Annotated in this window: 27 protein-coding genes and 3 pseudogenes; 20 read left to right on the top strand and 10 right to left on the bottom strand. The window is 71.6% G+C overall.

Annotated elements, in window-relative coordinates; all coding sequences use genetic code 11:
- Positions 1 to 28: 28 nt before the first annotated feature.
- The 7 genes and pseudogenes from VFW71_09810 to VFW71_09780 all read left to right on the top strand — a co-directional run bounded on the left by VFW71_09810 (position 29) and on the right by VFW71_09780 (position 8091).
- Complete coding sequence (locus VFW71_09810) at positions 29 to 475, top strand: ribulose bisphosphate carboxylase small subunit (GenBank protein ID HEU5003058.1); 447 nt, start codon at positions 29 to 31, stop codon at positions 473 to 475.
- Between the two features lie 448 nt (positions 476 to 923).
- Positions 924 to 1820, top strand: coding sequence for an AAA family ATPase (locus VFW71_09805; protein HEU5003057.1), 897 nt, complete (start codon positions 924 to 926; stop codon positions 1818 to 1820).
- 275 nt (positions 1821 to 2095) lie between these two features.
- Complete coding sequence (cbiM, locus tag VFW71_09800) at positions 2096 to 4126, top strand: cobalt transporter CbiM (protein HEU5003056.1); 2031 nt, start codon at positions 2096 to 2098, stop codon at positions 4124 to 4126.
- A 5-nt stretch (positions 4127 to 4131) separates the two neighbouring features.
- Complete coding sequence (locus VFW71_09795) at positions 4132 to 4986, top strand: ABC transporter ATP-binding protein (GenBank protein HEU5003055.1); 855 nt, start codon at positions 4132 to 4134, stop codon at positions 4984 to 4986.
- Positions 4983 to 5339 carry a metal-sensitive transcriptional regulator gene (locus VFW71_09790; protein HEU5003054.1) on the top strand — a complete coding sequence of 119 codons (357 nt, stop codon included), beginning with the start codon at positions 4983 to 4985 and terminating at the stop codon, positions 5337 to 5339. The genes VFW71_09795 and VFW71_09790 overlap by 4 nt, the downstream gene beginning before the upstream one ends.
- A gap of 22 nt (positions 5340 to 5361) precedes the next feature.
- A pseudogene (locus tag VFW71_09785) lies at positions 5362 to 7602 on the top strand (heavy metal translocating P-type ATPase).
- Positions 7603 to 7629: 27 nt separating this feature from the next.
- Positions 7630 to 8091 carry a plastocyanin/azurin family copper-binding protein gene (locus VFW71_09780; GenBank protein HEU5003053.1) on the top strand — a complete coding sequence of 154 codons (462 nt, stop codon included), beginning with the start codon at positions 7630 to 7632 and terminating at the stop codon, positions 8089 to 8091.
- 15 nt (positions 8092 to 8106) lie between these two features.
- Here VFW71_09780 and VFW71_09775 read toward each other — a convergent pair whose 3' ends face one another.
- The 6 genes and pseudogenes from VFW71_09775 to VFW71_09750 form a co-directional block, all read right to left on the bottom strand.
- Positions 8107 to 11076 (bottom strand): AAA family ATPase, encoded by a 2970-nt coding sequence (locus tag VFW71_09775; protein HEU5003052.1) that lies wholly within the window; start codon positions 11074 to 11076, stop codon positions 8107 to 8109.
- Positions 11077 to 11098: 22 nt separating this feature from the next.
- Positions 11099 to 11329: a hypothetical protein gene (locus VFW71_09770; GenBank protein HEU5003051.1), complete on the bottom strand. Its 231-nt coding sequence runs from the start codon at positions 11327 to 11329 to the stop codon at positions 11099 to 11101.
- Between the two features lie 278 nt (positions 11330 to 11607).
- The gene (locus VFW71_09765) at positions 11608 to 11970 is read right to left on the bottom strand and encodes a cupin domain-containing protein (GenBank protein ID HEU5003050.1); all 363 of its coding nucleotides are present in this window, start codon (positions 11968 to 11970) and stop codon (positions 11608 to 11610) included.
- A gap of 69 nt (positions 11971 to 12039) precedes the next feature.
- Positions 12040 to 12279 (bottom strand): annotated as a pseudogene (locus VFW71_09760) (rhodanese-like domain-containing protein).
- Between the two features lie 155 nt (positions 12280 to 12434).
- Positions 12435 to 12620, bottom strand: a complete 186-nt coding sequence (locus VFW71_09755; GenBank protein ID HEU5003049.1) for a hypothetical protein — start codon at positions 12618 to 12620, stop codon at positions 12435 to 12437.
- A gap of 23 nt (positions 12621 to 12643) precedes the next feature.
- Positions 12644 to 12802 carry a DUF1059 domain-containing protein gene (locus VFW71_09750; GenBank protein HEU5003048.1) on the bottom strand — a complete coding sequence of 53 codons (159 nt, stop codon included), beginning with the start codon at positions 12800 to 12802 and terminating at the stop codon, positions 12644 to 12646.
- 51 nt (positions 12803 to 12853) lie between these two features.
- On the opposite strand from VFW71_09750, the gene VFW71_09745 reads away from it, so the two are divergent.
- Positions 12854 to 13612: a BTAD domain-containing putative transcriptional regulator gene (locus tag VFW71_09745; protein ID HEU5003047.1), complete on the top strand. Its 759-nt coding sequence runs from the start codon at positions 12854 to 12856 to the stop codon at positions 13610 to 13612.
- A gap of 37 nt (positions 13613 to 13649) precedes the next feature.
- Positions 13650 to 13838 (top strand): annotated as a pseudogene (locus VFW71_09740) (BTAD domain-containing putative transcriptional regulator).
- 111 nt (positions 13839 to 13949) lie between these two features.
- On the opposite strand, the gene VFW71_09735 reads toward VFW71_09740, so the two are convergent.
- The gene (locus VFW71_09735; GenBank protein ID HEU5003046.1) at positions 13950 to 14327 is read right to left on the bottom strand and encodes an Hsp20/alpha crystallin family protein; all 378 of its coding nucleotides are present in this window, start codon (positions 14325 to 14327) and stop codon (positions 13950 to 13952) included.
- A 23-nt stretch (positions 14328 to 14350) separates the two neighbouring features.
- Positions 14351 to 14827: a transcriptional repressor gene (locus VFW71_09730; protein ID HEU5003045.1), complete on the bottom strand. Its 477-nt coding sequence runs from the start codon at positions 14825 to 14827 to the stop codon at positions 14351 to 14353.
- A 61-nt stretch (positions 14828 to 14888) separates the two neighbouring features.
- Between VFW71_09730 and VFW71_09725 the strand changes: the two genes are divergently transcribed.
- The 6 genes from VFW71_09725 to VFW71_09700 all read left to right on the top strand — a co-directional run bounded on the left by VFW71_09725 (position 14889) and on the right by VFW71_09700 (position 20101).
- On the top strand, positions 14889 to 16112 hold the full coding sequence (locus VFW71_09725) for an aminotransferase class I/II-fold pyridoxal phosphate-dependent enzyme (GenBank protein HEU5003044.1): 1224 nt from the start codon (positions 14889 to 14891) through the stop codon (positions 16110 to 16112).
- Positions 16109 to 16885, top strand: a complete 777-nt coding sequence (locus tag VFW71_09720) for an inositol monophosphatase (protein HEU5003043.1) — start codon at positions 16109 to 16111, stop codon at positions 16883 to 16885. The genes VFW71_09725 and VFW71_09720 overlap by 4 nt, the downstream gene beginning before the upstream one ends.
- Positions 16886 to 16976: 91 nt before the next feature.
- Positions 16977 to 17357: a CBS domain-containing protein gene (locus tag VFW71_09715; GenBank protein ID HEU5003042.1), complete on the top strand. Its 381-nt coding sequence runs from the start codon at positions 16977 to 16979 to the stop codon at positions 17355 to 17357.
- A gap of 123 nt (positions 17358 to 17480) precedes the next feature.
- Positions 17481 to 18746 (top strand): GAF domain-containing sensor histidine kinase, encoded by a 1266-nt coding sequence (locus VFW71_09710; protein ID HEU5003041.1) that lies wholly within the window; start codon positions 17481 to 17483, stop codon positions 18744 to 18746.
- Positions 18743 to 19429 (top strand): response regulator transcription factor, encoded by a 687-nt coding sequence (locus VFW71_09705; GenBank protein ID HEU5003040.1) that lies wholly within the window; start codon positions 18743 to 18745, stop codon positions 19427 to 19429. Before VFW71_09710 ends, VFW71_09705 begins: the two co-directional genes overlap by 4 nt.
- A 141-nt stretch (positions 19430 to 19570) precedes the next feature.
- Entirely contained in the window at positions 19571 to 20101 is a 531-nt protein-coding gene (locus VFW71_09700; protein ID HEU5003039.1) for a YceI family protein, read from the top strand.
- A gap of 98 nt (positions 20102 to 20199) precedes the next feature.
- On the opposite strand, the gene VFW71_09695 is transcribed toward VFW71_09700, so the two are convergent.
- Together VFW71_09695 and VFW71_09690 are read right to left on the bottom strand one after the other, a co-directional pair.
- Positions 20200 to 20649: a hypothetical protein gene (locus tag VFW71_09695; protein ID HEU5003038.1), complete on the bottom strand. Its 450-nt coding sequence runs from the start codon at positions 20647 to 20649 to the stop codon at positions 20200 to 20202.
- A 134-nt stretch (positions 20650 to 20783) separates the two neighbouring features.
- Positions 20784 to 21161 carry a thioredoxin domain-containing protein gene (locus tag VFW71_09690; protein HEU5003037.1) on the bottom strand — a complete coding sequence of 126 codons (378 nt, stop codon included), beginning with the start codon at positions 21159 to 21161 and terminating at the stop codon, positions 20784 to 20786.
- A 219-nt stretch (positions 21162 to 21380) separates the two neighbouring features.
- Between VFW71_09690 and VFW71_09685 the strand changes: the two genes are divergently transcribed.
- The 5 genes from VFW71_09685 (at position 21381) to VFW71_09665 (ending at position 24851) form a co-directional block, all read left to right on the top strand.
- Entirely contained in the window at positions 21381 to 21695 is a 315-nt protein-coding gene (locus VFW71_09685) for an XdhC family protein (protein ID HEU5003036.1), read from the top strand.
- Positions 21695 to 22471 (top strand): XdhC/CoxI family protein, encoded by a 777-nt coding sequence (locus tag VFW71_09680; protein ID HEU5003035.1) that lies wholly within the window; start codon positions 21695 to 21697, stop codon positions 22469 to 22471. Before VFW71_09685 ends, VFW71_09680 begins: the two co-directional genes overlap by 1 nt.
- Position 22472: 1 nt before the next feature.
- Complete coding sequence (locus VFW71_09675) at positions 22473 to 22817, top strand: histidine triad nucleotide-binding protein (protein HEU5003034.1); 345 nt, start codon at positions 22473 to 22475, stop codon at positions 22815 to 22817.
- Between the two features lie 289 nt (positions 22818 to 23106).
- Positions 23107 to 24087: a trypsin-like peptidase domain-containing protein gene (locus VFW71_09670; protein ID HEU5003033.1), complete on the top strand. Its 981-nt coding sequence runs from the start codon at positions 23107 to 23109 to the stop codon at positions 24085 to 24087.
- Entirely contained in the window at positions 24084 to 24851 is a 768-nt protein-coding gene (locus tag VFW71_09665; protein HEU5003032.1) for a phosphatase, read from the top strand. Before VFW71_09670 ends, VFW71_09665 begins: the two co-directional genes overlap by 4 nt.
- The last annotated feature ends 8 nt before the right edge of the window (positions 24852 to 24859 follow it).

Below are 24859 nucleotides of genomic sequence, written 5' to 3'. Positions count from 1 at the left end.
ACCGGGAAGAGAGTAAGGAGACTGACGAATGCACATCACGCAGGGCACCTTCTCGTACCTGCCGGCGCTGACCGACGACGAGATCAGGGCCCAGATCCAGTACGGCATCGACAACGGCTGGGCAGTGGCCGTCGAGTTCACCGACGACCCGCACCCCCGCAACGTCTATTGGGAGATGTGGGGCTTCCCGGACTTCGACGCCAAGGACGCGGCCGCCGGCCTGTTCGAGGTCAACCGCTGCCGGGAGGCGTACCCGAACCACTACATCCGGGTCACGCTCTACAACCCGAAGCTGACCAAGCAGACCACCGGCCTGCAGTTCATCGTGCACCGGCCGGAGAACGAGCCCGGGTTCGACCTGGTGCGCGAGGAGAGCAACGACCGGGTGATCCGCTACACGCTGCGGTCGTACTCGAACGACAAGCCCCACGGCGAACGCTACGGGGAGTCCGTGTCGTCGTACCACGGCAACTAAGCCACAACCGTTGCAAGTGGCCGGCGGGGGGGCGCACCTCCTCCCCGCCGGCGCCACCCCCCGCGGATGTTTCGCCCGAAAGCCCGGGCATCCTTTCCGGGTATCAGTCCGGTAGCGGTCCTACACCGTCGTACCGCCCAACCAAGGAGCGACCATGAGCGACAGCGACAACGAACCGGCTCCCGAGGTCCCGGTCCGCATGGCCACCAAGGGCCTGGGCTGGTCTGGGCGGGAGAGCGACCACGACGATCTGGAGGGTGAGCTCCTGCGGGAGGACAACCCGGATTCGGCGCCCCCGGTGCCGACAGGCTCCGCCCCGCTGAAGGCTGCAGTCAAGAAGCCGGAACCGCCGCCCATGGGACCGGGAGCCGCGGCACCGGACTACACCCGCTACGGCGAGGTGGAGAAGGTCTGGGACCTCTCCGGGATCAGCGACCCGCTCACCGAACTGCCCGACGACCTGGCGGTCGACGCCGGCAAGCTCTTCACCGACTCCCGCATTTTTGATGTGCTCGACGCCCTCGACCGGGAGCTCGTCGCCCTCGACGTCGTTAAGCGGCGGGTGCGGGAGATCGCCTCGCTGCTGCTGGTCGACCGCCTGCGACGGACCCTCAACCTGGAGTCTGACCAGCCGACGCTGCACATGTCCTTCACCGGCAACCCGGGGACCGGCAAGACCACGGTGGCCATGAAGATGGGCCAGATCCTGTGGAAGCTGGGCTTCGTGCGCAAGGGCCATATCGTGGTGGCCAGCCGCGACGACCTCGTCGGCCAGTACGTCGGCCACACCGCCCCGAAGACCCGGGAGGTGCTGAAGCGGGCCATGGGGGGCGTGCTCTTCATCGACGAGGCCTACAACATCTACCGCCTGGACAACGAGCGGGACTACGGCCAGGAGACCGTCGAGATGCTCCTGCAGGTCATGGAGAACGACCGCCAGGACCTCGTGGTGATCATGGCCGGCTACAAGGACAAGATGGACCGGTTCTTCGGCGACGTCCCGGGCATCTCCTCCCGCATTGCCCACCACCTGGAGTTTCCCGACTACTCGCTGCCCGAGCTGATGGGCATCGCCCGCCTGATGATGAGCACCCAGCGCTACCGGTTCAGCCCGGACGCCGAGCAGGCCTTCGAGCAGTACATGGCCCTCCGCCGGGAGCAGCCCAACTTCGCCAACGGGCGGTCGGTGCGCAACGCCATCGAGCGGCTGCGCATGCGCCAGGCGATCCGGCTCTTCGAGGCGGCCGACCGGGGCCGGACCCTCACCAAGGGCGACCTGGTGACCATCGAGGCCGAGGACATCACCCAGAGCCGGGTCTTCGAGGGCGGCGTCTTCGACGAGTAGGGCCGACTCCCCGGCGCGGGCCATCCCCGGCGCGGGCAGTTGCCGAGCCGGGGCCTGACCGCTTCACAGAGTTCATCTGGTGTTGCCAGGGACTTGGTGGGGTTGAGTTCGACATCCCCGCGGACGGAGCTGGCTGGAGGTCCCGCAGACCCATCGGGTCAACGACGCCATGATCGCGGCCATCTGCCGCACCCGCCGGCATGACCTGGAGTGGGCCGGATAGCCACCAGCTCGGTATTGCGACCAGCTTGCAATAACGCTACCCTGGGCCGGCGATGCACATCCCCGACGGCTACCTGAGCCCCGAGACCTGCGCGGTCGGCGGGGCGGCCATGCTCCCGGTCTTCTACCGGGCAGGCCGGGGGGTGCGGCGGGTCGTCAAGAGCCGGTCGGTGCCGCTGCTGGCCATCGGGGCGGCGTTCTGCTTCCTCGTGATGATGTTCAACGTCCCGATCCCGGACGGGACGACGGCGCATGCCGTGGGCACCGTCCTGGTGGCGGTGATTCTCGGGCCCGAGGCGGCCATCATCGCGGTGGCCACCGCCCTGGCCATCCAGGCCCTCTTCTTCGGCGACGGCGGCGTGCTGGCCTACCCGGTCAACGCCTTCAACATGGCCGTCGTCATGACCCTGGTGGGCTACTACCTCGTCTACCGGCCGCTCAGCCGGGGCGCCAGCCTGACCTCGCCCCGCCGGGCGTTCGCCGCCGCCCTCGGGGGCTACCTGGGCATCTCGGCGGCGGCTCTGTGCGCCTCCGTCGAGCTGGGCCTGCAGCCCGTGCTCTTCCACACCGCCGGGGGGTCGCCGCTCTACTCGCCCTACCACCTCGCCCAGACGATCCCGGCCATGATGCTCGCCCATCTCACCGTGGCGGGTGGGGTGGAGTTCGCCCTCACCTTCGGGGTGATCGCCTACCTGCAGCGGGCGAATCTGCCGCTGCTGCGCCTCAACCACCCGGACGCCGCCGCCGGCGTGCCCGAGGAGGCCTTCGCCCGCCGCCTGCGCTGGCGGCATGCGTTGATCCCCCTTGGGGCGATGCTGGCCCTGTCCCCGCTCGGCCTCCTCGCCCCCGGCGGCGCATTCGGCGAGGACAATCCCCACACCGCCGGGTTCCTGGCCAAGGCCCACCTCTCGGCGCTCCCCTCGGGCCTGGCCCGCTACACCGGGTTCTGGCACCACGCCCTCTTCAGCGGCTACGACTATTCCCACGCCGCCCACCCGACCCTGGGGTACCTGGTGTCCGCCCTGGCCGGCGTCGTCGCCATCGGAGCGGCGGTGGCCGCCGGCTACGGGGCGCTCCGGGCGCTCCGGGCCCTCCGCCGCCGGGAGCCGAGGGCATCCATCCCCGCATCCATCCCCGCGTCCCTCCCAGTGCCCCGGGCGGCGTCCTCCACGACCCCGGCCTGGCTCCTCCGGGGCGAGGTGGGCCTGTGCCCGTGCGGGTGCATCGGGACCCGCTCCAAGGGCAGCTTCGTCGAGAAGACGCTCCGGGGGGCCTCCGGCGTGCTCCGCTCCGCCCTCTTCGGCGATGAGGTGGCCGGCCGGGACGGCCTCCTGCAACGCCTGGACGCCCGGGTGAAGCTGGTCACCCTCCTCGGCCTGCTGGTGGTGGCCGGCCTGGTGCACTCCACCTGGGTCCTGCTCGGGCTCTACGCCCTGGCTCTCGGCGCGGCGGCCGCCTCCCGGATCAGCATCGGGTTCTTCGTCAAGCGGGTCTGGCTGTTCATCCCGGTCTTCACCGGGGTGGTGGTGGCCCCGGCAACGCTGAACATCATCACGAAGGGCCACATCGTCGTGCCCCTCGGGTCGTGGTGGTTCGGCCACCAGATCGGCGTCACCGCCCCGGGGCTGCAGACCGCCGCCCGCATCGTTGCCCGGGTGGCGGTGTCGATCTCGCTGGTGGTCCTGCTGACCCTCACCACGCCGTGGGCCAAGCTCATGGCCGCCCTCCGGGCACTGCTGGTGCCGCCGATGTTCGTCCAGGTCATCGGGATGTCCTACCGCTACGTCTTCCACCTGCTGGGCTCGGTCGAGGACATGTACACCGCCCGGCGCAGCCGCACGGTGGGGGCCGAGTCCGACGTCCGGGCGGGCCGGGCCTTCGTCGCCGCCACCGGGGGGGCGCTCTTCGGCAAGGCCCAGTCCCTGTCCGAGGAGGTCTACCAGGCGATGGTCAGCCGGGGCTACACCGGCCACACCCGGACGCTGCAGCGCTCCCGCCTGGCCGCCCGGGAGTGGTGCTGGATGGGCGCCTGCCTCGTGACCATGGCGGCGGTCCTCGGCCTCGACCGGGCACTCGGGCGCTAACGGGCGTGACGCTGCTCGCAGTACGCGACCTCCACTACGCCTACCTCGGCCGGTTCACCGCCCTGGACGGTGTCACCCTCGGCATTGAACCGGGCGAGAAGGTGGCCCTCCTCGGGGCCAACGGGTGCGGCAAGTCCACCCTGCTCAAGGTCCTGGACGGGTTGATCTTCCCGGACTCCGGGGCGTACCGGGCCTTCGGCGCCCCGGTCACCGAGGAGGCCCTGGAGGACGAGCAGTTCAACCGGGCCTTCCGGGGCCGGGTGGGGTTCATCTTCCAGAACTCCGACGCCCAGGTGTTCTCGCCCACGGTCCGGGAGGAGATCGCCTTCGGCCCGCTGAACATGGGCCTCCCCCCGGCGGAGGTCGAGGCCCGGGTGGACGACACGTTGGCGATGCTCGACCTCGCCGGGATCGCCGACCGGGCTCCCTACCAGCTCTCCGGAGGCCAGAAGAAGCGGGTGGCCATCGCCTCGGTGCTGGTCATGAACCCCGCCGTGCTGCTCTTCGACGAACCCACCGCCGCGCTCGACCCCCGCACCCAGCAGTGGCTCATGGACCTCATCGTGGAGTTGAACCAGGCGGGCAAGACCATCGTGCTGGCCACCCACGACCTGGAGAGCCTCCATGCCCTCGCCGACCGGTGCGTGGTGTTCTCCGAGGAGCACCGCATCGTGGCCGAGGGGCCGCCCGGGGAGATCCTGGGCGACCGGGACCTGCTGCTGGCGGTCAACCTGATCCACGAGCACAGCCACTCCCACGGCGCCGAGGTGCACACCCACCACCACGACCACGCCCACCACGGAGGCCCCGTCCCACCCCTAGCCCTACCCCAGGGGGGGTGGGGTATACTGCAGCCATGAAAGAGTCCTACCAGCGGTCCGTGGTCAACCGCCTGCGCAGTGCCCGGGGCCATCTGGACGCCGTCCTGCGCATGGTCGAGGACGATGCCTACTGCCCCGACGTCATGAAGCAGCTCTCGGCGGTCCAGGGCCAGCTCGAGCGGGCCAGCCGCCTGGTGCTGCGCAACCACCTCGAGACCTGCGTCGCCGCCGCCATGGTGGCGGGGCGCACCGAGGAGATCGTCGAGGAGCTCATGGAGGCCATGCGCTTCGACCGGGTGACCACCGGGCCCACCTCCGGGCCCGCCTCCGAGCCGGCCCCTCAGCCCACCTCCGAGCCGGCCCCCCTGGGCGCCGGTCCGGACGAGCCCTAACCAGACCAGGGGGGCGGCGGCCATGCCGGAGCGCCGAAGCCCTAGCCTCGGGGAGCTCGCCGCCGCGGAGGCGGCGCCCCCGGCCGTCGGCGCGCCCCGGGACGTCCTCGTCTTCGACGTCGAAGGGATGACCTGCGGGTCGTGCGCCGCCCGGGTGGAGCGCACGCTGCGCCGCCAGAGCGGCGTCGTGGCGGCCGGGGTCAACTTCGCCACCGGACGGGCCACCATCGAGCTGAGCGCCGAGGCCCCGGCGGCGCCCACCGACCTCGTGGCCGCCATCGATCGGGTGGGCTACCACCTCACGGCGATGTCGGCCCCCCTGTCCGGGGCCAAGCAGCGGGACCCCGAGCGGGCGATGTGGCTGCGCCGGCTGGCGGTGGCGGCGCCGCTCGCTCTTGCCACCCTGGTGCTGTCGATGGGGTGGCCCCATGCCAGCGGGGCCCGCTGGGCCTCCGCGCTCCTGGCCACGCCGGTGGAGTTCTGGGCCGGCTGGCCGTTCCTGCGCTCGGCGGCTGTCCGGGCGCGCACCTTCAGCGCCAACATGGACACCCTGGTGGCTCTCGGCACGCTGGCCGCCTTCGCCTTCTCCACCTTCGAGTTGCTGGGCGCGGGCGACGCCCTGGGCGGCCACCTGCACTACGACGAGGCGGCCCTGATCATCGCCTTCCTGCTGCTGGGCCGCTACCTGGAGGCCCGGGGCCGGGGGCGGGCCTCGCAGGCCGTGCGGGCGCTGGTGGAGCTGGGGGCCAAGGAGGCCACCCTGGTGGCTGCCGACGGGCAGGAGCACGCCGTGTCCGTCGAGGCGGTCTCGGTGGGCGACCTGCTCCGGATCCGGCCGGGCGAGAAGGTGCCGGTGGACGGGGTGGTCGTCGAGGGCGTCTCCTCGGTGGACGAGTCCATGCTGACCGGCGAGTCGCTGCCGGTGGACAAGTCCCCCGGCGACCCGGTCGCCGGTGCCACCGTCAACCAGCAGGGCGTGCTGACCATCCGGGCGACCGCGGTGGGGGCGGGCACCGCCCTGGCGGGCATGGTGCGCCTCGTCGAGCAGGCGCAGAACGCCAAGGCTCCCATCCAGCGCCTCGCCGACCGGGCCGCGGGCATCTTCGTGCCGGTGGTGCTGGTGCTGGCGGCGGTGACCTTCGCCGGGTGGTGGCTGGCGGGGGAGCCGGGCACCGGCCTGCTCGCCGCGGTCGCCGTCCTCATCGTGGCCTGCCCGTGCGCCCTGGGCCTGGCGACCCCCATGGCAATCATGGTCGGTACCGGCCGGGGGGCCAACTCCGGCGTGCTCATCAAGGGGGGCGACATCCTGGAGCGCTCCCGGGTGGTGGACACCGTCGTGGTGGACAAGACCGGGACGCTCACCACCGGCAACGTCGTCGTGGCCGACGTCGTGCCCGCCCCGGGGGTGGATGCGGCCGAGCTCCGCCGGCTGGTGGCCGCCGCCGAAGCGGGCTCCGAGCACCCCGTGGGCCGGGCGCTGGCGGCGATGGCGGCCGACGAACCCGGGGCGTTGCCCGTCGCAGGGGTGTCCGGCTTCGAGGCGGTTCCCGGCCGGGGGGTGCGGGCCTCGGTGGCCGGGCGCCTGGTGGTCGTCGGCCGCCCGGGGCTGATCGAGGAGCACGGCATGGCGATCCCCGCCGGGCTGGCGACCGCGGTGGCCGACCAGGAGGCCCTGGGGCGTACGGTCGTGCTCGCCGGCTGGGAGGGGGCCGCCCGGGGAGCCATCGCGGTCTCGGACACCCTGAAGCCCAGCGCCGCCCAGGCGGTGGCCGCCCTCCAGGCCACCGGGATGCAGGTGGTAATGGTGACCGGCGACAACGCCCGCACCGCCCGAGCGGTGGCCGGCCAGGCCGGGATCGACCGGGTCCTCGCTGAGGTCCTGCCTTCCGGCAAGGTGGCCGAGATCGCCCGGCTGCAGGCCGAGGGCCGGACGGTGGCCATGGTGGGCGACGGGGTCAACGACGCCCCCGCCCTGGTCCAGGCCGACCTGGGCATCGCCATCGGGACGGGTACCGACGTGGCCATCGAGGCCTCTGACATCACGCTGCTGTCGCCCGACCTCCGGGGGGTTGCGGTGGCCCTGCAGCTCGCCCGGCGGACCTACGCCACCATCCTGCAGAACCTGGGCTGGGCGTTCGGCTACAACCTGGCGGCCCTGCCCCTGGCGGCGTTCGGCCTGCTGAACCCGGTGGTGGCGGGGGCGGCAATGGGTCTCTCCAGCGTCTCGGTGGTGGCCAACAGCCTGCGGCTGGCCAGCTTCGGCGGGTCGGGCTTCGACCGGGGGACCCGCATGAAGCCGCCGGCGGCGGCCCGCCGGGCCCTGCGCCGCCGGGTGGTGGCGGCCTGGCTGGCGCCCGTGGTGCTGTTCGGTACCGTCGCCGGGGTGACCGCCTGGCTCCGCCGCCCCCCGCCGGTCAGCCAGACCTTCCGGGTGACGATGAGCGACTACGCCTTCGCCCCCAACGCCTTCACGGTCTCCGAGGGTCAGCGGGTGCGCTTCGTCTTCCACAACGCCAGCGGCCAGACCCACGAGGCGCTGATCGGCGACACCGCCGCCCAGGCCGCCCACGACCGCCTGATGCGCACACACGGAGACTCGATGGCCGGGATGGACCTGCCGGTCGTGGACGTCGCCCCGGGCAGAACCGCGACCCTGGACTACACCTTCGCCCACCGGGGCACGCTGCTGATCGGCTGCCACCAGCCGGGGCACTACGCCCAGGGCATGCGGGCGACGGTGATCGTCCAGTAGAGAAGTCGGCTCCGGTCAGGCCCCCAGACCCGCCTGCTGACCGACGGCTGCCGCCTCGTAACGGCTGGACACGCACAGCTTGCGCAGCACGTTCGAGACGTGGACGCTCGCCGTCTTCTTGCTGATGAACAGCCGCTCGGCGATGGTGGCATCAGTCGCACCGCCGGCCAGCAGCTCAAGGACTTCGACCTCCCGGGCGGTGAGGCCCAGGTCGCTGGCGACCGAGTGCCCTTCCGCCGGGTCGGCGGCCTTCGGTAACACCAGCCGGGCCCGGCGGGCAAGGAGCTGGATCCGTGCGGCGAGGCCCTCGGCCCCTAGGTGGCGGGCGGTCTGCCAGGCCAGGGCGAGGACCTCGGCTGCCGGACCCCGCCCCCCCGGATGGGCGAGGAGCGCCTCGGCCTGCCGCCACCGGCAGTACGTTGCCTGGTACGGGCAGGGAAGCGCGTCCCAGGCACGCGCCGCCGCCTCCCAGGGAGCGGCATCGTTGCCGTGCAGGCGGGATTCCTCGGCCTGGCAGGTGAGGGCGAACGCCCACGGCATCGGCAGGATCTGGCCGCCGCGCGCCAGCGGCGCCCGGACCAGCCGGTCGGACTCGGTGGTGTGCCCATTGGCGGCGGCCCGGGCCTTCTCCAGCCGGTTCTCCCAGCCCGGGCGGCGCGGCGTGGCCCCGTGTTGGTCGGCGATGGCCCGTGCCGCCAGCGCATGCATCTCCGGCCGGTTGACCTCGTCCTCGGAGGAGGCCCCTAGGTCGAGCGCCCGGTCGAGCGGGTCGAAGGCCTCGGCCCACCGGTTCTCGTCCAGGGCAAGTTCGGCAACAAGGCGGTAGTACCAGCCCCGGATCTGGACGTCGTCCTGGACGGCGGTCCAGCGGTCGGCGGCAACCAGCCCGCGCTTCGCATCCACGTAGCGTCCCCGGCGCAGCGCCGCCATCGCGCTCACCAGCTCGAACCAGCCGTAGCCGCAGGGCCCCTGGACGTGGCCCCGCTCAGCCAGCATCGCCTCCGCTTCCTCCCAGCGGCCGACCTGCAGGAGTGCCTCGATGCTGTTCAGCGCGGCGCCTTCGAGGCGGATGCCGCACAGCTCCTCGCCCACCGCCATGGCGTCCAGGGTGACGGCCGCCGCCTCCTCCATCCGCCCGGCCGCGAACAGGGCATAGCTCAAGGAGGTATAGCCATAGTTCAGGTCGTTGGCCAGCGCCTGTTCCTCGACGATCGCCACCCCCTCCTGGGTCCAGCGGACCCCCTCCGCGAGCCGGCCGAGGGAAGTGCTGCAGGACCCGAGGGTCACGAGGGCGTGGCCCTCCTCCGCGCGTGCGCCCACAGCGGTGGCCTCAGAAATGGCTTGCCGGGCCGTAGCCTCGCCTTCGGCGAACCGCGACAGGCAGGCGAGGGCGGCTGCCTTCTCGGCCAGGACCCGGGCGCGTTCGGCTGAGGGGGTGCCCGCCGGCAGGAACGACAGCGCCCGATCGAAGGCCCGGGCCGAGGCGTCCAGGTTGATCGGGAAGCAGTTGCGCCCGACCTTCGCCCAGCCCAGGGCCGCCCGGCCCGGCTCCCGGACCCCATCGATCTTCTCGGCCGCCGCCCGGGCGAGCTCAGCGCCGCGCGGGCTGCTCGAGGCGAAATACGCCGCGTCGGCTGCGAGGCCGAGCAGCGTGGCATGGTCCATGCCCGCGATGGCCGCGGCGTCCGGCACCCTCTCCCACACCGACAAAGCCCGCTCCAGGTGGCCGAGCCCCTCGCTAAACGCGAACACCGCTCCGGCAGCCCAGGCCGCCGCCACCGAGGCGTTCAGCGCCTCGGGCCAGGAGGCCGCCGCCCACCAGTGCTCGGCCAGCTGCGCGGCTCGCTGAGCCAGCTCCCTTGCCTCGCCGCCGGTCCGAGCAAGGCATTCCGCCACCAGCCGGTGCACCCGCTGCGACTCCCCCGGCAGCAGGGATCCGGAGATTGCCTCCCGGACCAGCGGGTGCCGAAAGCGGTAGCGCCCCTGATCGACCACGACCATCCGGCGCGCCACGGCTTCCTTCAAGGCACGGTCCAGAGCCAACCCCGCCGCCTGGCAGGCGGCCGACGCCAGATCGTGGTCGATCGCATCACCGATGGTTGCCAGGAGCCGGAGCACCTGCTGCGCCTCGGGCGACATGCGCCCGACCCGGAGCAGGATCAGCTCGTTGATCTGCTTGGGCACCCCCGGCAGGTCTCCGGCCCGGGCGATCTCCTCGGCGAAGAAGGGATTGCCCGCGCTCCGGGCGAAGACTGCCTTCGCGCGCTCAGGGGCCGGTGCCACCCCCAGCACACCGGCGATCAAGCTGGTAATGGCCTCCTCGCCGAGCCCTTCGAGGTGCAGCCTCGACACCCGGTGCTGGCGGCCGAGCTCGACCAGTACCGGGCGCAAAGGGTGATCCGCCTCCAGCTCGTCCTCCCGGTAGGTGCCGATCAGCAGCACCGGCGCCGCACGCAGACTGCGGGCCAGGAAGTCGATGAGTTCGATCGAGGAGCTGTCCGCCCAGTGGAGGTCCTCGAGCACCAAAACCACCGGGCACCGGCCGGCCACTCCGGCGAGGGCGGTACGCACGTGGTCGAACAGGGTCGTCTTGGCCATCTTGCCGGCCAGCGGGGCGAACGGGTCGCCGTTCGACTCGACCGGTCCCCAGGCCACGAGACCGAGTCCATGCCCCAGGGGCTCCAGGGGGCGGGTCACGCCGAGGTCAGCTGCCTCGGCTTCGAGCTCCCGGAGCATCCCCACCACCGGGCCGAACGGCTGCCTCCGCCCCCCTACGGGCGAGCAGGAGCCGCGGGCGACAAGGAATCCCCGGTCGCGTGCCCGGGCGCACACCTCGTCGGCGAGGCGGGTCTTGCCGATCCCCGCCTCGCCACCGATCAGTGCGGTTGCCTGACCCTCGCCAGCCAGGGAGCCCAGGGCTGCTTCCAGCAGCCCCAACGCCTGGTCCCGGCCAGCGAATGGTGCCCGGGTGATCGTGGCCCCCACAGACGGATTGTCGCGCCCGGAGTTAGCCGGCAGCGCCGCAGCCCACGTGCAGGTAGCACGTGACCGGGGGGAGGCTCGTGGCGACGTGCGGCGCCTGAACCACGCCGCCGGCCGGAGCGCTGCTGGCGCTCAACCGCCAGGCGACGACGGCGATCACGGCCACTGCTGCGATCAGGATGCCGAGCACCATCCTGGCCGTCCTGCTGGTCCACCGTCCCTGCAGCTTCCCGTGCAGCACCTGGGCCGTCTCCACCGTGTCCCTCCTTCGCCTGCGAGGCCGTTCGGTGCGGCCTCGAACCACGCATGACGATGGCCCTAAGGGGGGGACCGGCACATCGGGAGTGCTCCTCAGAATTGCCTCCCGAGCTCCCTAGATTCTCGGCGGATGGCAGAACATCACCCTCTGGCCGGCGGTGTTCCCGGCCCAGGTACCGGCGGGGGTCCTCGGCCTTACTGGGGAGGTTCTTGGCCCATTTTTGGGACAACAACCTCCCCAGTTCGACCTGCCCCGGCCTGCTCTGTTTCGGGGTCTCAGCGCCTGGCGTAGTCGGCGAAGCCCTGCCAGTCGATCACCACGCAGGGCTCGTCGCCCACGATCCAGGCATCGTGGCCCGGGGCCATGACGGCGAAGTCGCCGGGGCCGTACTCCATCTCCTCGCCATCGTCCATGACCACCTTCATCCGCCCGGACACGAAGTAGCCCATGTGGGCCGCCTGGCAGCTGTCGGTGTGGGCAATGGGCTTGACGTGCTCGGACCACTTCCATCCCGGGAGGAACGTGGCGCGGCCCACCGGTCCCTGGGCGAGGTTGACCAGCTGCAGCTGGCCGGAACCGCCTTCGAACGCCCGGGTCTCCTCCGGGGTGTCGAGGCTCTTGCGGATCAGCCCTGCCATCTCCGTTTCCTTTCTTCCAGTGCCAGTCTCAGCTGGCTTGGTTGCCAACCGCCCCCGCTCGGCCCACGAGCCGTCGTAGACCCGGACCCCGGGGCGATCGAGCAGGTGGGTGAGGACGAACCAGGTCGTCGCCGCCCGGCCGCCCAAAGTGCAGTAGGTGATCACGTCAATGTCGTCCGCCAGGTCCACCCCGCTCAGGATGCGGGCGAGGTCATGGGCGCGGCGGAATGCCCCCCGGTCGTCGTAGATCCCGTCGATCGACTGGTGCACGGCGCCGGGCACGCGGCCGGCACGACCTCCCTCCTCCATCCCGCCTGAAGGCCAGAACCGTCCGCCCAGGTACTGCGGGTCGCTCGTCGCCGGGATCTCGGGCACCTCGGTGCTCCACGGCCGGCCATCGCTCTGCCATGCCGACCGGGAGCAGTCCAGGATGCGGCCGTCGCGGAGCTGGTAGTCCGGCTCCCTCAAGTCGCGGTGGATGTTCCACAGCACCGCCCCTCGATGTGGCCCTCGCTGTAGGCCCGGGGGCTCGCATCCACCTCCACCACCCGGACGCCGGGATCGTGCAGCCGCTCCTCCAGCCAGTCCGGCGAAACGACCACCTCCCGGTTCGTCGACACTTCCTTGCCAGCCAGGGTCGCCAGACCCATCTGGCACCTCCTTCCCGGTGGACCTACTCCATCTGGATCCAGCCGAGCAGGTCCTCGAACTCGACGGTCTCCAGGAGGGCGGGATGGTCGGTACTCATGTGCGCCCGGATAACCGCGATGACCTCGTCGTCCGTGGTTCCCCGGGCAACGTAGCCACACTCGCACCGGATGATCCTTGCCATGGCCCCCTCCTTCGACGAGTTCTACGGCGAGGCTATTGCGAGAATGTTGGCATGACCTTGGCGCCCACGACGCTCACCCGCATCCAGCTGTGCGGCCCGACCGCGATCGAGCGCGGCGGCACGCGCCTGGAGGGCCGCCTGCCCGGTCGCCAGGGCCGCCTTCTGTTCGCCTACCTGGTGCTGAATCGGCACCGGCCCATAGGCCGCGACGAGCTGGTCGAGGCCCTCTGGCCCCAGGAGCTGCCCCCGGCAACCGACGCCGGGCTCAACGCCCTCATATCCAAGCTGCGCAAGGCTCTCGGCGCGGGGGCCCTCGAAGGCCGGTCGAGCCTCCGGCTGCAGTTTCCGGAGGCTTGCTTCGTCGATGTCGAGGCCGCACCTGCGGCGGTGCACCAGGCGGAGTCCCGGGTCTCCCTGGGGGACTTTGCCCGCGCCTGGGGGCCGGCTATTTCCGCCTTGGTCGTGGCCGAGCGGGAGTTCCTCCCGGGCGAGGACGGAACCTGGGTCGACGAGCAGCGGCGCCGGCTGGGCGAGATCCGTTTCCGGGCGCTGGAGGCGTACGGCGCCGCGGGACTGGGCCTCGGGGGCACTGAGCTCCCGGCCGCAGTGCGAGCCGGCCGGGAATTGGTGCGCCTCGCTCCCCTGCGCGAGAGCGGGTACCGGCTGCTGATGCAGGCCCTGGCCGGCCAGGGCAACGCCGCCGAGGCGCTGGTGGTCTACGCCGGCCTCCGGGACGTGCTCCGCGACGAGCTGGGGGTGTCCCCGTGCTCCGCCACGCAGGCGGTCTACACCGGCCTCCTGCGGGCCTGAAGGCCGCGGGCCGGCGGCAAACCGCCGGGATCCGCCCCTGCTACAGCGAAATGTTGCTAGAGCGAAACGCCGTCGGCCGGGGGAGGTCCGTTTCCGGGCGCTGGAGGCGTACGGCGCGGCGGGAGTGGGCATCGGGGGCACCGAGCTGCCGGCCGCAGTGCGGGCCGGCCGGGAACTGGTGCGCCTGGCTCCCCTGGGCGAGAGCGGGTACCGGCTGCTGATGCACGCCCTGGCCGTGCTCCGCCACGCAGGCGGTCTACGCGAGCCTCCTGCGGGTCTGAAGGCCGCGGGCCCTCGGCAAACCGCCGGGATTCCCCCCGGCTACAGCGAAACGTGGCTAGAGCGCAACGCCGTCGGTGGGGATCGTCACCCGCAGCACGCCGTCGCGGTACTCGGCCCGCACCCGGGTCGGGTCGGCGCCCTCGGGGAGCAGGATCGTCCGCTCGAACATGCCGTGGCGACGCTCGGCGTGGACGATCGTGTCGGTGGGGATGGTGGCTTCCGCGCGGCGCTCCCCGCGCAGCGTCAGGTGCCCGTCCCGGGCGATGACCTTCAGGTCCCGGGCGGGGTTGATGCCCGGCAGGTCGGCCCGCACCTCGGTGATCCCTTCGTGGTTGATGACGTCGATCCGGGGCGACCAGGGACCCACGCTCGGTTCCGGCTCATCGCCGACCGCATTCTCGGCATCGTGGGGGCTGGCGAAGACATGCGACATGGAAGACCTCCTTCGAGACGTGCTTACGTCAGCGGGATGCCCGTCCCGGGGGCCGGCGAAACCCGGCGGCACTCGCCGCACAGGCCGACGAGGGCGAAGTGGCGGCGGTCGACGTCGAAGTCGAATTCGGTGCGGATGGCCTCGAGCAGGGGCTCGAGCTTCCCGGGCGGGACCTCCTCGACCCGGCCGCAGCGCTCGCACACCAGGTGCTGGTGGTCGTCTTCGGCGAGATGGAAGATGGCCGGCCCATGCGAGAGGTGGGTGTGCTCGATGATGCCCAGCTGCTCCAGGATGTCCAGGGTGCGGTAGACGGTGGAGACGTCCACCGATGGGAACCGGCGATGGACCTCGGTGGCGATGTCCTCGGCGGTGACGTGGTCCTCCGACCCCACGAGGGCCTCCAGGATGGCCTGGCGGGCCGAGGTGCGCCGCATCCCCCGGGCGGCGAGCTGATCGAGGATCTCCCCAACCCGGTGGGGCGCGGGGTGTTCGGGTCTCATGGATCCACTCTACGGGCCACCGCCGAGTCCCCGGCGGGACGGTAGGGTGGGCGGCCTGGTGATGGGCGAGCAGGAGGCGGGTGCGACGGCCCACGGCCACCGCGCCGGCCGGCCCGGCTTCGCCACCCGGGCCGTCCACGGGGCCGCCGCCCCACCCGTGGGGCAGCGCCCGGCATCGACGCCCATCTACCAGACCTCGACCTGGCGCTTCGACACCCTGCAGGACTTCGCCGAGGTTATCGCCCAAGAGCGCGACGGCTTCGTCTACGGCCGGGGGTACGGGAACCCGACCGTCGCCGCCTTCGAGGCGACCATGGCCAGCCTCGAGGGCACCGGGGCGGCGATGGCCTTCGACTCCGGGATGGCCGCGGTCCACACCGTTGCCACCACGCTTGCCCGCTCCGGCGACCGGATCGTGGCCAGCCCGCAGGTCTACGGTGGCACCTACTCCTTGCTGGCCACCGTCCTGCCCCGCTACGGGATCGCGGTCGACTTCGTGGACCCCACCGACCTCAGCGCCGTGGAAACCGCCTTGGAGGGGGCCGCGGCGTTGTACGTCGAGACCATCGCCAACCCGCTGCTGACGGTGGCCGACCTGGCGGCGCTCGGGGCCCTGTGTGCCCGCACCGGCGTGCCGGCGGTGGTCGACAACACGGTGGCCACCCCCTACCTGTGCACCCCCGCAGCCTTCGGCTTCACCCACGTGCTCCACTCGGCGTCGAAGTACATCGGCGGCCACAGCGACCTGATCGGCGGGGCGGTGTGCGCCTCGGCGGACGCGGTCGCCGCCCTGGGTGCCACCGCCCGGGAGACCGGGGGGGCCATGCAGCCCTTGGAGGCCTGGCTGTGCCTGCGGGGGCTGGCGACGCTTGCCCTCCGGGTGGAGCGCCACTGCGCCACCGCCCAGGCGATTGCCGAGCTGCTGGCCGGCCACCGCCGGGTCACCGCCACCCGGTACCCCGGACTGCCCGGCGATCCCTCCCACGGCACCGGCCAGCGCATCCTGTGCGGCGGCTCCGGGGGCCTGGTGGCCTTCGATCTCGAGGGGGGCCTGGAGGCGGCGACGGCGTTCTGCGAAGCCCTCACCATCCCCTGGATCGGCGCCAGCCTGGGCGGGCCGCACACCCTGGTGGCCCACCCGGCCTCCACCACCCACCGCCAGATCGACCCGGAGGTGCGCCGCCGCCAGGGGATGGGCGACGGGTTCATCCGGCTGTCCACCGGCCTGGAGGACCCCGCCGACCTCCTCGCCGACATCGAAGCGGCACTCGCCGCCTGCGGGTGACCGCCACCCTCCCGGCCCGGCTCGCCTGGGCGCAGACCGTCGCCGGCCAGGCCGGGGAGCTGCTCATGGCCAGCTTCCGGGCTGGCGTCGGGACCGAGGACAAGGGCCGGGGGATCGTCACCGAGCTCGACCGCCGGGCGGAGGCTCTGATCGCCGGCGCGCTCGCCGATGCGTTCCCGGGTGACGGCCTCCTGGCCGAGGAAGGCACCGCCCGGGAATCCAGCAGCGGCTTCCGGTGGGTGGTCGACCCCCTGGACGGCACCACCAACTACGTCGCCGGGCTCCCGATGTTCACGGTCTCGCTCGGGTGTCTGGACGGCGAGGGCTCAGCCCTCGGGGTGATCTACGCGCCCGCCCTGGACGAGTGGCACCTCGGCCTCCGGACCGACGCCGCCCGGGTGGCCCCGCCCGGCCCCACCGGGTTGGAGCGGGCGGTCTTCATCGTCAACAAGGCCTACCAGCGGGCGCCCGTGCTGTGGGAGGTGGCGGGCGGGCTCATGGGGGCCATCCGTGCCTTCCGCACCCTGGGGTGCGTGAGCCTCGACCTGGCCTGGGTGGCCGCCGGGCGGGTGGACGGCCTGGTGCTCATGCCGGCAAGCCCCTGGGACGTGGCCGCCGGGCTGCTGCTGGTGGAGAGGGCCGGGCTCCAGGCACGCTCGCTGGACGGCGCCCCCGACCCGGACGGGAGCGGCGGGATCCTGGTCACCACCGCAGGACTCCTGGAGCCGGCGCTCGGCCTGCTCCGCCCGACTGCCCTGGAGCCCGGCCCCTGAGCCCGGGCCCTGAATTCGGGGACTTGCTGGGCGGTCCCGGGCGGGTGTTATCGTTCGCAGCCTCAGCACGCAGCCCAGGAGGGGTCCAGGGATGACGACCGTCGGCGAGCACATGAACCGCAACGTCACCACCGCCCGGCCCGATGACACGCTGGAGCAGGCCGCCCAGTCGATGGTGGAGCGCAACGTGGGCGCCGCAGTCGTGGTCACCCAGGGCCAGGTGGTCGGCATCATCTCCGAGCGCGATGTCATGAAGGCGGTCGCCCGCGGCCTCGTGCCCTGGAACACCCACCTGGAGGACGTCATGACCAAGGACCCCCTGGTCGCCACCCCGGCGTCGTTGATCTCCGAGGCGGTGGCGCTGATGCTGGACAACGGTTTCCGGCACCTGCCGGTGGTGGATGACGGCAAGCTGGTGGGCATCGTGAGCGCCCGCCACCTGCTGCGGGCCCAGGAGGGCGCCAAGGGCTGACGGCACCGCCGCCCTCCTGCAGTGGGGCGATGCTAACCTGCGCCCTGCCCGCCGGAGACGCCGGAGACGCCGGAGACGCCGCAGACAGCGGCGCCGGGGGCGGAGCGCCGGGAGACAGAGCGTGTGGCCGAGGCCGGAGACAGCGAAGCGCTACGTACGGCCCTGAACCTCGTTCAGGAGGAGAACCGGGCGCTCAACCGCATCATCGAAGTCTTCTCGTCGGGGGTCGACCTCGATCGCGTGCTGTCCGCCGCGGTCGAACTCGTCCTGCAGACCACCGCCGTGGATGCCTGTTTCCTGCACCTCTACGAGGCGGTGGGGGGCGGGCGCCTGGTGCTGGCGGCGGCCAGCGAACCGTACACCGATGTGGTCGGCACGGTCACGCTGGCCCTGGGCGAGGGGGTCTCGGGCTGGGTGGCGGAGCACCGCGAGCCGGTGGTCATCCCGGACAACAAGTGGGCCGACGCCCGCTACAAGTACATCCCGGCCCTGGGCGGCGACCGCTACACCTCGATGCTTTCCGTCCCGCTGATCTCGCCCGCCGACCGGTTGATCGGCGTCGTCAACCTGCACACCGAACGGTACCGGGCCTTCGGCCAGCGCGACATCGACCTGCTGAACCACGTCGCCTCGCTGCTCGCCGCCGCCATCGAGCACGCCACCCTCTTCCGCGCCCTGGAGGACCAGGAGGAGGCACTCCAGGGCATGGTGAAGCGGACGGTGGCCGCCCAGGAGGAGGAGCGCCGCCGGGTGGCCACCGAGATCCACGACGGCGTCACCCAGCAGCTCATCTCGATCTGGTACCGGGTGCAGGCCTGCGAGCGCCTGCTGGAGCGGGATGTCCCGGCCGCCAGGGCCGAGCTGGAGGTGGCCAAGTCGCTGATCGGTGAGGCCCTCGAGGAGGCCCGTTCGGCAATCTACGACCTGCGCCCCGCCACGCTCGACGACCTCGGCCTCGTCCCGGCGGTCGAGGCACTGGCCCGGCGGACCTTCGGCCCCGAGGTGGAGGTCAACGTCGCCACCGACATCCAGCCCCACCCCACCCACCTGGAGACCGCGGTCTACCGCATCTGCCAGGAGCTGCTCAACAACGTCCGCAAGCACGCCGCCGCCCGCCACGTCGAGGTCAACCTGAAGTCGGAGCGGGACGAGATCCGCATGATCGTGATCGACGACGGGCGCGGCTTCGACGTCGAGGCGTACCGGAGCCTGCGCCCGGAGACCTCCTTCGGGCTGGCGGGCGTCGTCGAGCGCTTGGCGATGGTCGGCGGCACGCTCTCGCTGTCCTCCGAGCCCGGGCGCGGCACCCGGGCGGAGATCCGGATCCCGGTGGAGCGCCCGGCCCTCAAGGACGGCTTGTCGGGCGGGCGCACCAAGGGGGTGGCGTGACGTTCCCACGGAGCGGCGAGGGCGCTGAGGAGGGCGAGGGCCGCATCCGGGTGCTCATCGTCGACGATCACCAGATGGTGCGGGCCGGGCTGCGGGCCATGCTGCGCGACACCAAGGTCGAGATCATCGGCGAGGCCCCGGACCTGGCCGGTGCCCTGCGGGAGATCGCCCGGGACATGCCCGACGCCGTGCTCCTCGACGTGCGCCTGCAGGGCCAGTCCGGGCTCGAGGCCTGCCGGGTGATCACCGCCACCCATCCCGGACTTGCGGTGGTGTTCCTCACCGTGTACGAGGACGAGCAGTACGTCTTCGAGGCCCTCCGGGCCGGCGCCAAGGGCTACATGCTGAAGCGGGCCTCGCCCGAGGACATCGTGCGCGTGCTGGAGGAAGTGGGGCGGGGCGAGACCATCGTGGACCCGGCCCTCACCGGCCAGATCGCCCGGCGGGCCGCCCAGGTGCGCCCGGGGCACATCTGGCCGGGGTCCGAGATGGGCCTCACCCAGCGGGAGAGCGAGGTGCTGCGCACGATGGTGGACGGCCTCAACAACCGGGCGATCGCCGACGCCCTGGTGATCTCCGAGGACACTGTGAAGACCCACGTGCGGGCGATTTTCCGCAAGCTGGGGGTGACCGATCGTGCCCGGGCGGTTTCTGTTGCGTTGCGCGAGGGCATTTTTAGATAATGAACACCCTCAGGTAGTCAGCATTAGGGCCCGGGGGAGGTGGTGCGCGCCTCGGGGCCTGCGGGAATGTCAGCCTGGTAATGTACGCTCGCCGCCCACCGCTTAGGGGTGGGCGATTTCTTAGACGGAGGTGGTCGACTCGTGGCAATAGAGCCCGGTACCTACAACCTGGGGCCGCAGAACGGCAAACTCATCATCAAGACCGGCGTTGAAGGCCCGGGCGCCCGGATGGCCCACGCCCTGGTCATCGAGGCCACCCGCTGGAATGCCACCGCCACCGTGGCGGAGGACCCCGGCGCCAGCTCGCTCTCCGCCTCGGTCGACATCGGCTCCTTCGAGATCCGTGAGGGCCACGGCGGCGTGAAGCCCCTGAGCGACAACGACCGCAACGAAATCAAGAAGAACATCACCGGCAAGATCCTGGGCTCCGGCCAGATCAGCTACCAGTCCTCGTCGGTCTCGTCGTCGGGCAACTCGGCCACCGTCCAGGGCACCCTCACCATCGCCGGCAAGAGCGGCCCGCTGACCGTCAACCTCTCCGACATGGGGGGCCGGGTCAAGGCCACGGCCACCATCGTCCAGAGCAACTTCGGCATCAAGCCCTTCAAGGGCCCGCTCGGCGCCTTCCGCCTGAAGGATGCCGTGGACATCGAGGTCGAGGCTTCGGTCTAGCCCTTCTCCGATACGGACTCCAATACGGACTCCAATACGGAAAAACCAGCGCGGGCCGGGTGGCTCGCGCTGGTTCGCGTTTCGGGTGTCGTGGCGAGCTAGACGAGGCTGTGGCGGGCGAAGTCCATGGTGAGGGCCAGGGTCTCGCTGGACGAGGGCTCCACCGAGGTCAGCAGGTAGCGCAGCTGCAGGCGGGCGAGGCGCAGGTTCGGGCGGATGTGCAGGCCGCCGAAGGGGCTGCGCCGGCGGGCGCCGAACCAGCGGGCGTAGCTGGTGGGCATCTCCTTGCGGAACTTGTCCCGGCGCTCCTGCAGCCAGGTGACGTACCAGAGGAAGGAAGCCACGAAGGCCGCTCCGCCCACGAACAAGATCGCCTTGTCGACGAGCCCGGAAGCGTTGACCAGGTCCGGCAGGAAGAACGGCCCGGCGAGGGCTACGACAAGCCCGAGGCCGAAGAAGGCAAGCTGGCCGAGGCGGGCGGGCTTGGAGCAGCGCACCAGGTATTCAAAGTGATCGGCAATGTAGTCCGGAAGTCCCCCGTCGGTCATATCGACGTCTCCGTGTCTCGGTGAGTGGTGTGGCGTTCTGTCCTACTTAGAGTCGTCCCCCCGCCCGCGAAGCTGAAGCGCCAGCACCTGATTTCGGGGAAAACCATCCCCCACCCGCCGTCTTACCTAGTCACTCAGTATTCGGAGGTGAGCGACGTCATGGGTGGCTGCTCCATCTTCCGGCGTTTGAGGAAGGGCTCGATCTCCCAGAGGAGCTCGTCTTTGGCATGGAACCCGGGGATGGTATGCGCCAGTTCGCCGTTGACGAACAGCAGGCACGTGGGCAGCAGGTCGATGTCGGCGACGAGTTGCATGAGGAAGGGGAAGGCGTCGACGTCGATCTTCGCCACCCGGAGCCGATCCTGCTCCTGGTCGGCGAGGGCCGCAACCTCGGGCTCCATGAGGGCGCACGGCCCGCACCAGGTGGCCCAGCAGTCCACGAGTACGGGGAGCGGGGACTGCATCACCTCGGTATCCCAGTTGTCGCCGTCGAGCTCGACGACTTCGGCCATGTCGTTCCTCCCCGGTTTGGTGTCCCTGGTACTCGGGCTGCACTCGGGTTGCACTCGTGTTGCCTGGGACCAGGATACCCGGGGGGTCCAGTTATCCACCTCTGTTCGCTCGCGGCGCATCGGCCCGGGAATATCGCCCCCGGGCGAGGTAGTTCTTGCACTGCGATAGCCTGCGACGCGAGGGCCTGCAACAACCGGCCGATCAGGAGGTGAGCCGCAATGCTCGACATTTTGGATGGCGTAACGGACTGGCTGGACCAGGGCAAGAAGGTGGCTCTGGTGACCCTGATCGCCACCGAGCGGTCGGCCCCCCGGGACCCGGGCGCCGCGCTGGCGGTCAATGAGGACGGCAAGGTGCTCGGCTCCATCTCGGGCGGGTGCGTCGAGCCTGCAGCCATCAGCGAGGCGATGACGGTCATCGAGACCGGCGCCCCCAAGCGCATGACCTACGGCATCACCGACGAGGACGCCTGCGCCGTGGGCCTCACCTGCGGGGGCACCGTCCATTTGATGATCGAGCGTGTGGACTGGTAATGGGTGAGATCTTCGACGCGCTGCGCAAGGCGATCGACGCCCAGGATCCCGTCGCCCTCGTCACCGAGGTGCAGGGCCCCAACCCGGGGGCCAAGATGCTGGTGGGCGAGGAGTCGGTGCTCGGTTCGCTGGGGGACGAGGGCCTGGACGGGGCCGTCCTCGACCACGCCCGGGGCATGATCGAGATGTCCCAGACCGGCACCCGGACCTATGGGCCGCAGGGGCAGGGCAACTCCGAGGAGGTCGAGGTCTTCATCCAGGCCTTCTCGCAGCCGCCGGACATGTACGTGCTGGGCGCGGTCAACCTGGCCAGCGCCGTGGTCCACCTCGGCAAGTTCCTGGGCTACAAAGTCACCCTGGTCGATGCCCGGAAGATCTTCGCCAACCGGGACCGTTACCCGGAGGCCGACGAGGTCATCGTCCAGTGGCCGAACGAGTTCCTGGAGACCGCCCCGATCAGCAAGCGCACCGCCATCGTGATCCTCACCCACGACCCCAAATTCGACATCCCCATCCTCGAGTTCGCCCTGAAGTCGCCGGTGGGCTACATCGGGGCGATGGGCAGCCGGCGCACGCATGAGAAGCGCAAGGCCAACCTGCGGGAGGTGGGCATCACCGACGAGGAGATCGCCCGGGTGCATGCCCCGCTCGGCATCGACCTCGGCTCCCGGACCCCCGAGGAGACCGCGGTGTCGATCATGGCGCAGATCATCGCCCTGCGGTCGGGGCGCTCCGGCGGCCACCTGGACCAGGCAGCGGGCCGGATCCACTCCTGACGTGGAGGGCTGCCTGTTCTGCGCCCTGGCGCGCGGGGACGTCGACGCCGATGTCCTGCGCCAGGGAGATCGGGTGATCGCGTTCCGGGATATCCATCCGCAGGCCCCCGTCCACGCCCTGGTCATCCCCCGGGAGCACCTGACCAACGCCGCCGACCTCACCCACGCGCACGCCGGCCTGCTGGCCGAGATGGTGGCCACCGCCCAGTGGGTGGCCCAGGCCGAGGGCGTGGCCGAGTCCGGGTACCGCCTGGTGCTGAACGTGGGCGCCGACGGGGGCCAGACCGTGGGCCACCTGCACATGCACGTGCTGGGGGGCCGCCCGATGACCTGGCCGCCGGGCTAGCCCGGGCGGTGTGCGTGCGGCCCCGCCTTCAACACGCTGGGCCAGCGGTGCGGGGTCTGTGAGTGCTCAGGTCCCTATGGCACCCCTAGACACTCACAGACCGAGAGACGGGCAATCACCCCCGACTAGTCGTCCGCCCGGAGGTTTGACGAAGTTCTGTGTATGCGGGAGTGTCCTTGCCGGGCAAACCGATGTACACAGATTGCAAAACCCGACAAATCCGCCCCGGTGGTATACCTTTCTCGTGGACTCTCTGCGCTTCATCGATCTCGCCTTCCGGGGCCCGGAGCTGCCCGCGGAGCGCCCCGCCGAGCAGCCCGGAGCGCCCACCGACGCCGAGGCCCTCGACGCCTACTCGCTGGCAGTGACCTCCGTGGCCGAGCGGCTGATCCCCTCGGTGGCCAGCCTCACCGTCACCCGGCGCGCCCGCAACGGCCAGCAGGCACAGGGGTCGGGCTCGGGCGTCGTGATCACGCCCGACGGCTTCGTCATCACCTCGGCCCACGTGGTCGCCGGCGCCGAGAGCGGCGAGGCGGCCTTCACCGACGGCCGGGAGATCGACTTCGAGGTGGTCGGGGCTGACCCGCTCTCCGACCTCGCCGTCCTCCGGGCGGCGGCCAACGACCTGCCCGAGGCCGCCCTCGGCGATGCCGACGGGCTGCGGGTAGGCCAGCTGGTCGTGGCCATCGGGAACCCGCTCGGGTTCTCGGGCTCGGTCACCGCCGGGGTGGTGAGCGCCCTGGGGCGCTCCTTCCCCACCCGGGAGGGCGCCGCCATGCGGATGGTGGAGAACGTCATCCAGACCGATGCCGCCCTGAACCCGGGCAACTCCGGGGGTGCCCTGGCCGACGGCCGGGGACGGGTGGTGGGCATCAACACCGCGGTGGCGGGCGTCGGACTCGGCCTGGCAGTGCCGATCAACGCCACCACCCGGCGCATCGTGGGCGCCCTCATGCGCGACGGCCGGTTCCGCCGGGCCTACCTGGGCGTGGCGGTGGGCCCCCGGCCGCTGCCGCCCCGCCTGGCCGAGGAGACCGGCCGCCGGGCGGGCGTGGAGATCGTCGAGGTCTTCGACGGGTCGCCGGCCGCCCGGGCCGGGCTGCGCCCCGAGGACCTGATCCTGGACATCGACGGCATCCCGATCCGCACCGCCGGCGACCTGCAGACCGTGATGGTGGGCGAGGCGATCGGGCGCAGCGTCACCGTGCGCCTCTCCCGGGGCGGTGTGGTGCGCACCGTCGACGCGACCCCCATCGAACTGCAGGTATGACCGACGACGAGGTCGTCGCCCGCCTGATCGCCGGCGGGCTGGCCGGGCCGCACCAGTCCCACTCCGAGGCCTCCAACCGGCGCAACGCCGGGATGCTCGCCACCGGCGACACCGACTTCACCTTCGGCATGGCCGAGGTCACGTCGGCCAGCGCCGAGGACGCCCTCGCCGCCGTTGCCGCGGTGACCGGGGCGGCGCCGGGGGCCGAGCACATCGACCCGGCCGCCACCATCGCCGGCATCCGGGCAGCCGCCGCCCGCCTGAAGGCGGCGTGCCGCCAGCAGCACCGGATCTTCGTCGCCACCGGCCACCCCACCGGGCTCCTGGTCCACCACGGCCGCCTGGTACGGGCGCTCGAGCGGGCGGGGGCGAGCATCGTCCGGCCGATGGATGGCCAGATCCTGTACCACCACGACGGCCGCGCCCTGCGCCTGGAGTACTTCGGCGGGGTGGCGGCGCTCACCGACGGCGCCAACGTCCTGCACACCCACCTGCCCAACGCCATGGAGCACGTGCTCGAGCACGTGCTGGCCAACGGGGACGGACCGGAGGCCCCCGACCTGGTCTTCGCCGACCACGGCTTCGCCGGGGCGGCGGTGGCCCGGGGCGTGCCCGCCATCGCCATCATGGATACCAATGATCCCGCCCTGGCGGTGGCCGCCGCCCGGGGCCGGGGCCTGCTGCTCATCCCGATGGACGACAACCGGCGCCCGGACGCCTACGGGGTGGTCGCCGAGCTGTTCGAGGAGGAATTGCAGGCGTAGATCGCAGC

The sequence above is a fragment of the Actinomycetota bacterium genome, from assembly GCA_035765775.1.
Lineage (GTDB): Bacteria > Actinomycetota > CADDZG01 > JAHWKV01 > JAOPZY01 > DASTWV01.
Note: the sequence above shows the minus strand (reverse complement) of the source record. Positions and strands in the feature narration are given on the sequence as shown.

Excerpts from the sequence above, each read along its gene's own strand:
- VFW71_09690 (HEU5003037.1), bottom strand. The coding sequence starts at position 21,161 with ATGGCCGAAGTCGTCGAGCTCGACGGCGACAACTGGGATACCGAGGTG.
- VFW71_09755 (HEU5003049.1), bottom strand. The coding sequence starts at position 12,620 with ATGGGTCTGGCGACCCTGGCTGGCAAGGAAGTGTCGACGAACCGGGAG.
- VFW71_09665 (HEU5003032.1), top strand. The coding sequence starts at position 24,084 with ATGACCGACGACGAGGTCGTCGCCCGCCTGATCGCCGGCGGGCTGGCC.
- VFW71_09685 (HEU5003036.1), top strand. The coding sequence starts at position 21,381 with ATGCTCGACATTTTGGATGGCGTAACGGACTGGCTGGACCAGGGCAAG.
- VFW71_09790 (HEU5003054.1), top strand. The coding sequence starts at position 4,983 with ATGAAAGAGTCCTACCAGCGGTCCGTGGTCAACCGCCTGCGCAGTGCC.
- VFW71_09745 (HEU5003047.1), top strand. The coding sequence starts at position 12,854 with ATGACCTTGGCGCCCACGACGCTCACCCGCATCCAGCTGTGCGGCCCG.
- VFW71_09765 (HEU5003050.1), bottom strand. The coding sequence starts at position 11,970 with ATGGCAGGGCTGATCCGCAAGAGCCTCGACACCCCGGAGGAGACCCGG.
- cbiM (HEU5003056.1), top strand. The coding sequence starts at position 2,096 with ATGCACATCCCCGACGGCTACCTGAGCCCCGAGACCTGCGCGGTCGGC.
- VFW71_09680 (HEU5003035.1), top strand. The coding sequence starts at position 21,695 with ATGGGTGAGATCTTCGACGCGCTGCGCAAGGCGATCGACGCCCAGGAT.
- VFW71_09810 (HEU5003058.1), top strand. The coding sequence starts at position 29 with ATGCACATCACGCAGGGCACCTTCTCGTACCTGCCGGCGCTGACCGAC.
- VFW71_09725 (HEU5003044.1), top strand. The coding sequence starts at position 14,889 with ATGGGCGAGCAGGAGGCGGGTGCGACGGCCCACGGCCACCGCGCCGGC.
- VFW71_09780 (HEU5003053.1), top strand. The coding sequence starts at position 7,630 with ATGAAGCCGCCGGCGGCGGCCCGCCGGGCCCTGCGCCGCCGGGTGGTG.
- VFW71_09715 (HEU5003042.1), top strand. The coding sequence starts at position 16,977 with ATGACGACCGTCGGCGAGCACATGAACCGCAACGTCACCACCGCCCGG.
- VFW71_09730 (HEU5003045.1), bottom strand. The coding sequence starts at position 14,827 with ATGAGACCCGAACACCCCGCGCCCCACCGGGTTGGGGAGATCCTCGAT.
- VFW71_09695 (HEU5003038.1), bottom strand. The coding sequence starts at position 20,649 with ATGACCGACGGGGGACTTCCGGACTACATTGCCGATCACTTTGAATAC.
- VFW71_09750 (HEU5003048.1), bottom strand. The coding sequence starts at position 12,802 with ATGGCAAGGATCATCCGGTGCGAGTGTGGCTACGTTGCCCGGGGAACC.
- VFW71_09735 (HEU5003046.1), bottom strand. The coding sequence starts at position 14,327 with ATGTCGCATGTCTTCGCCAGCCCCCACGATGCCGAGAATGCGGTCGGC.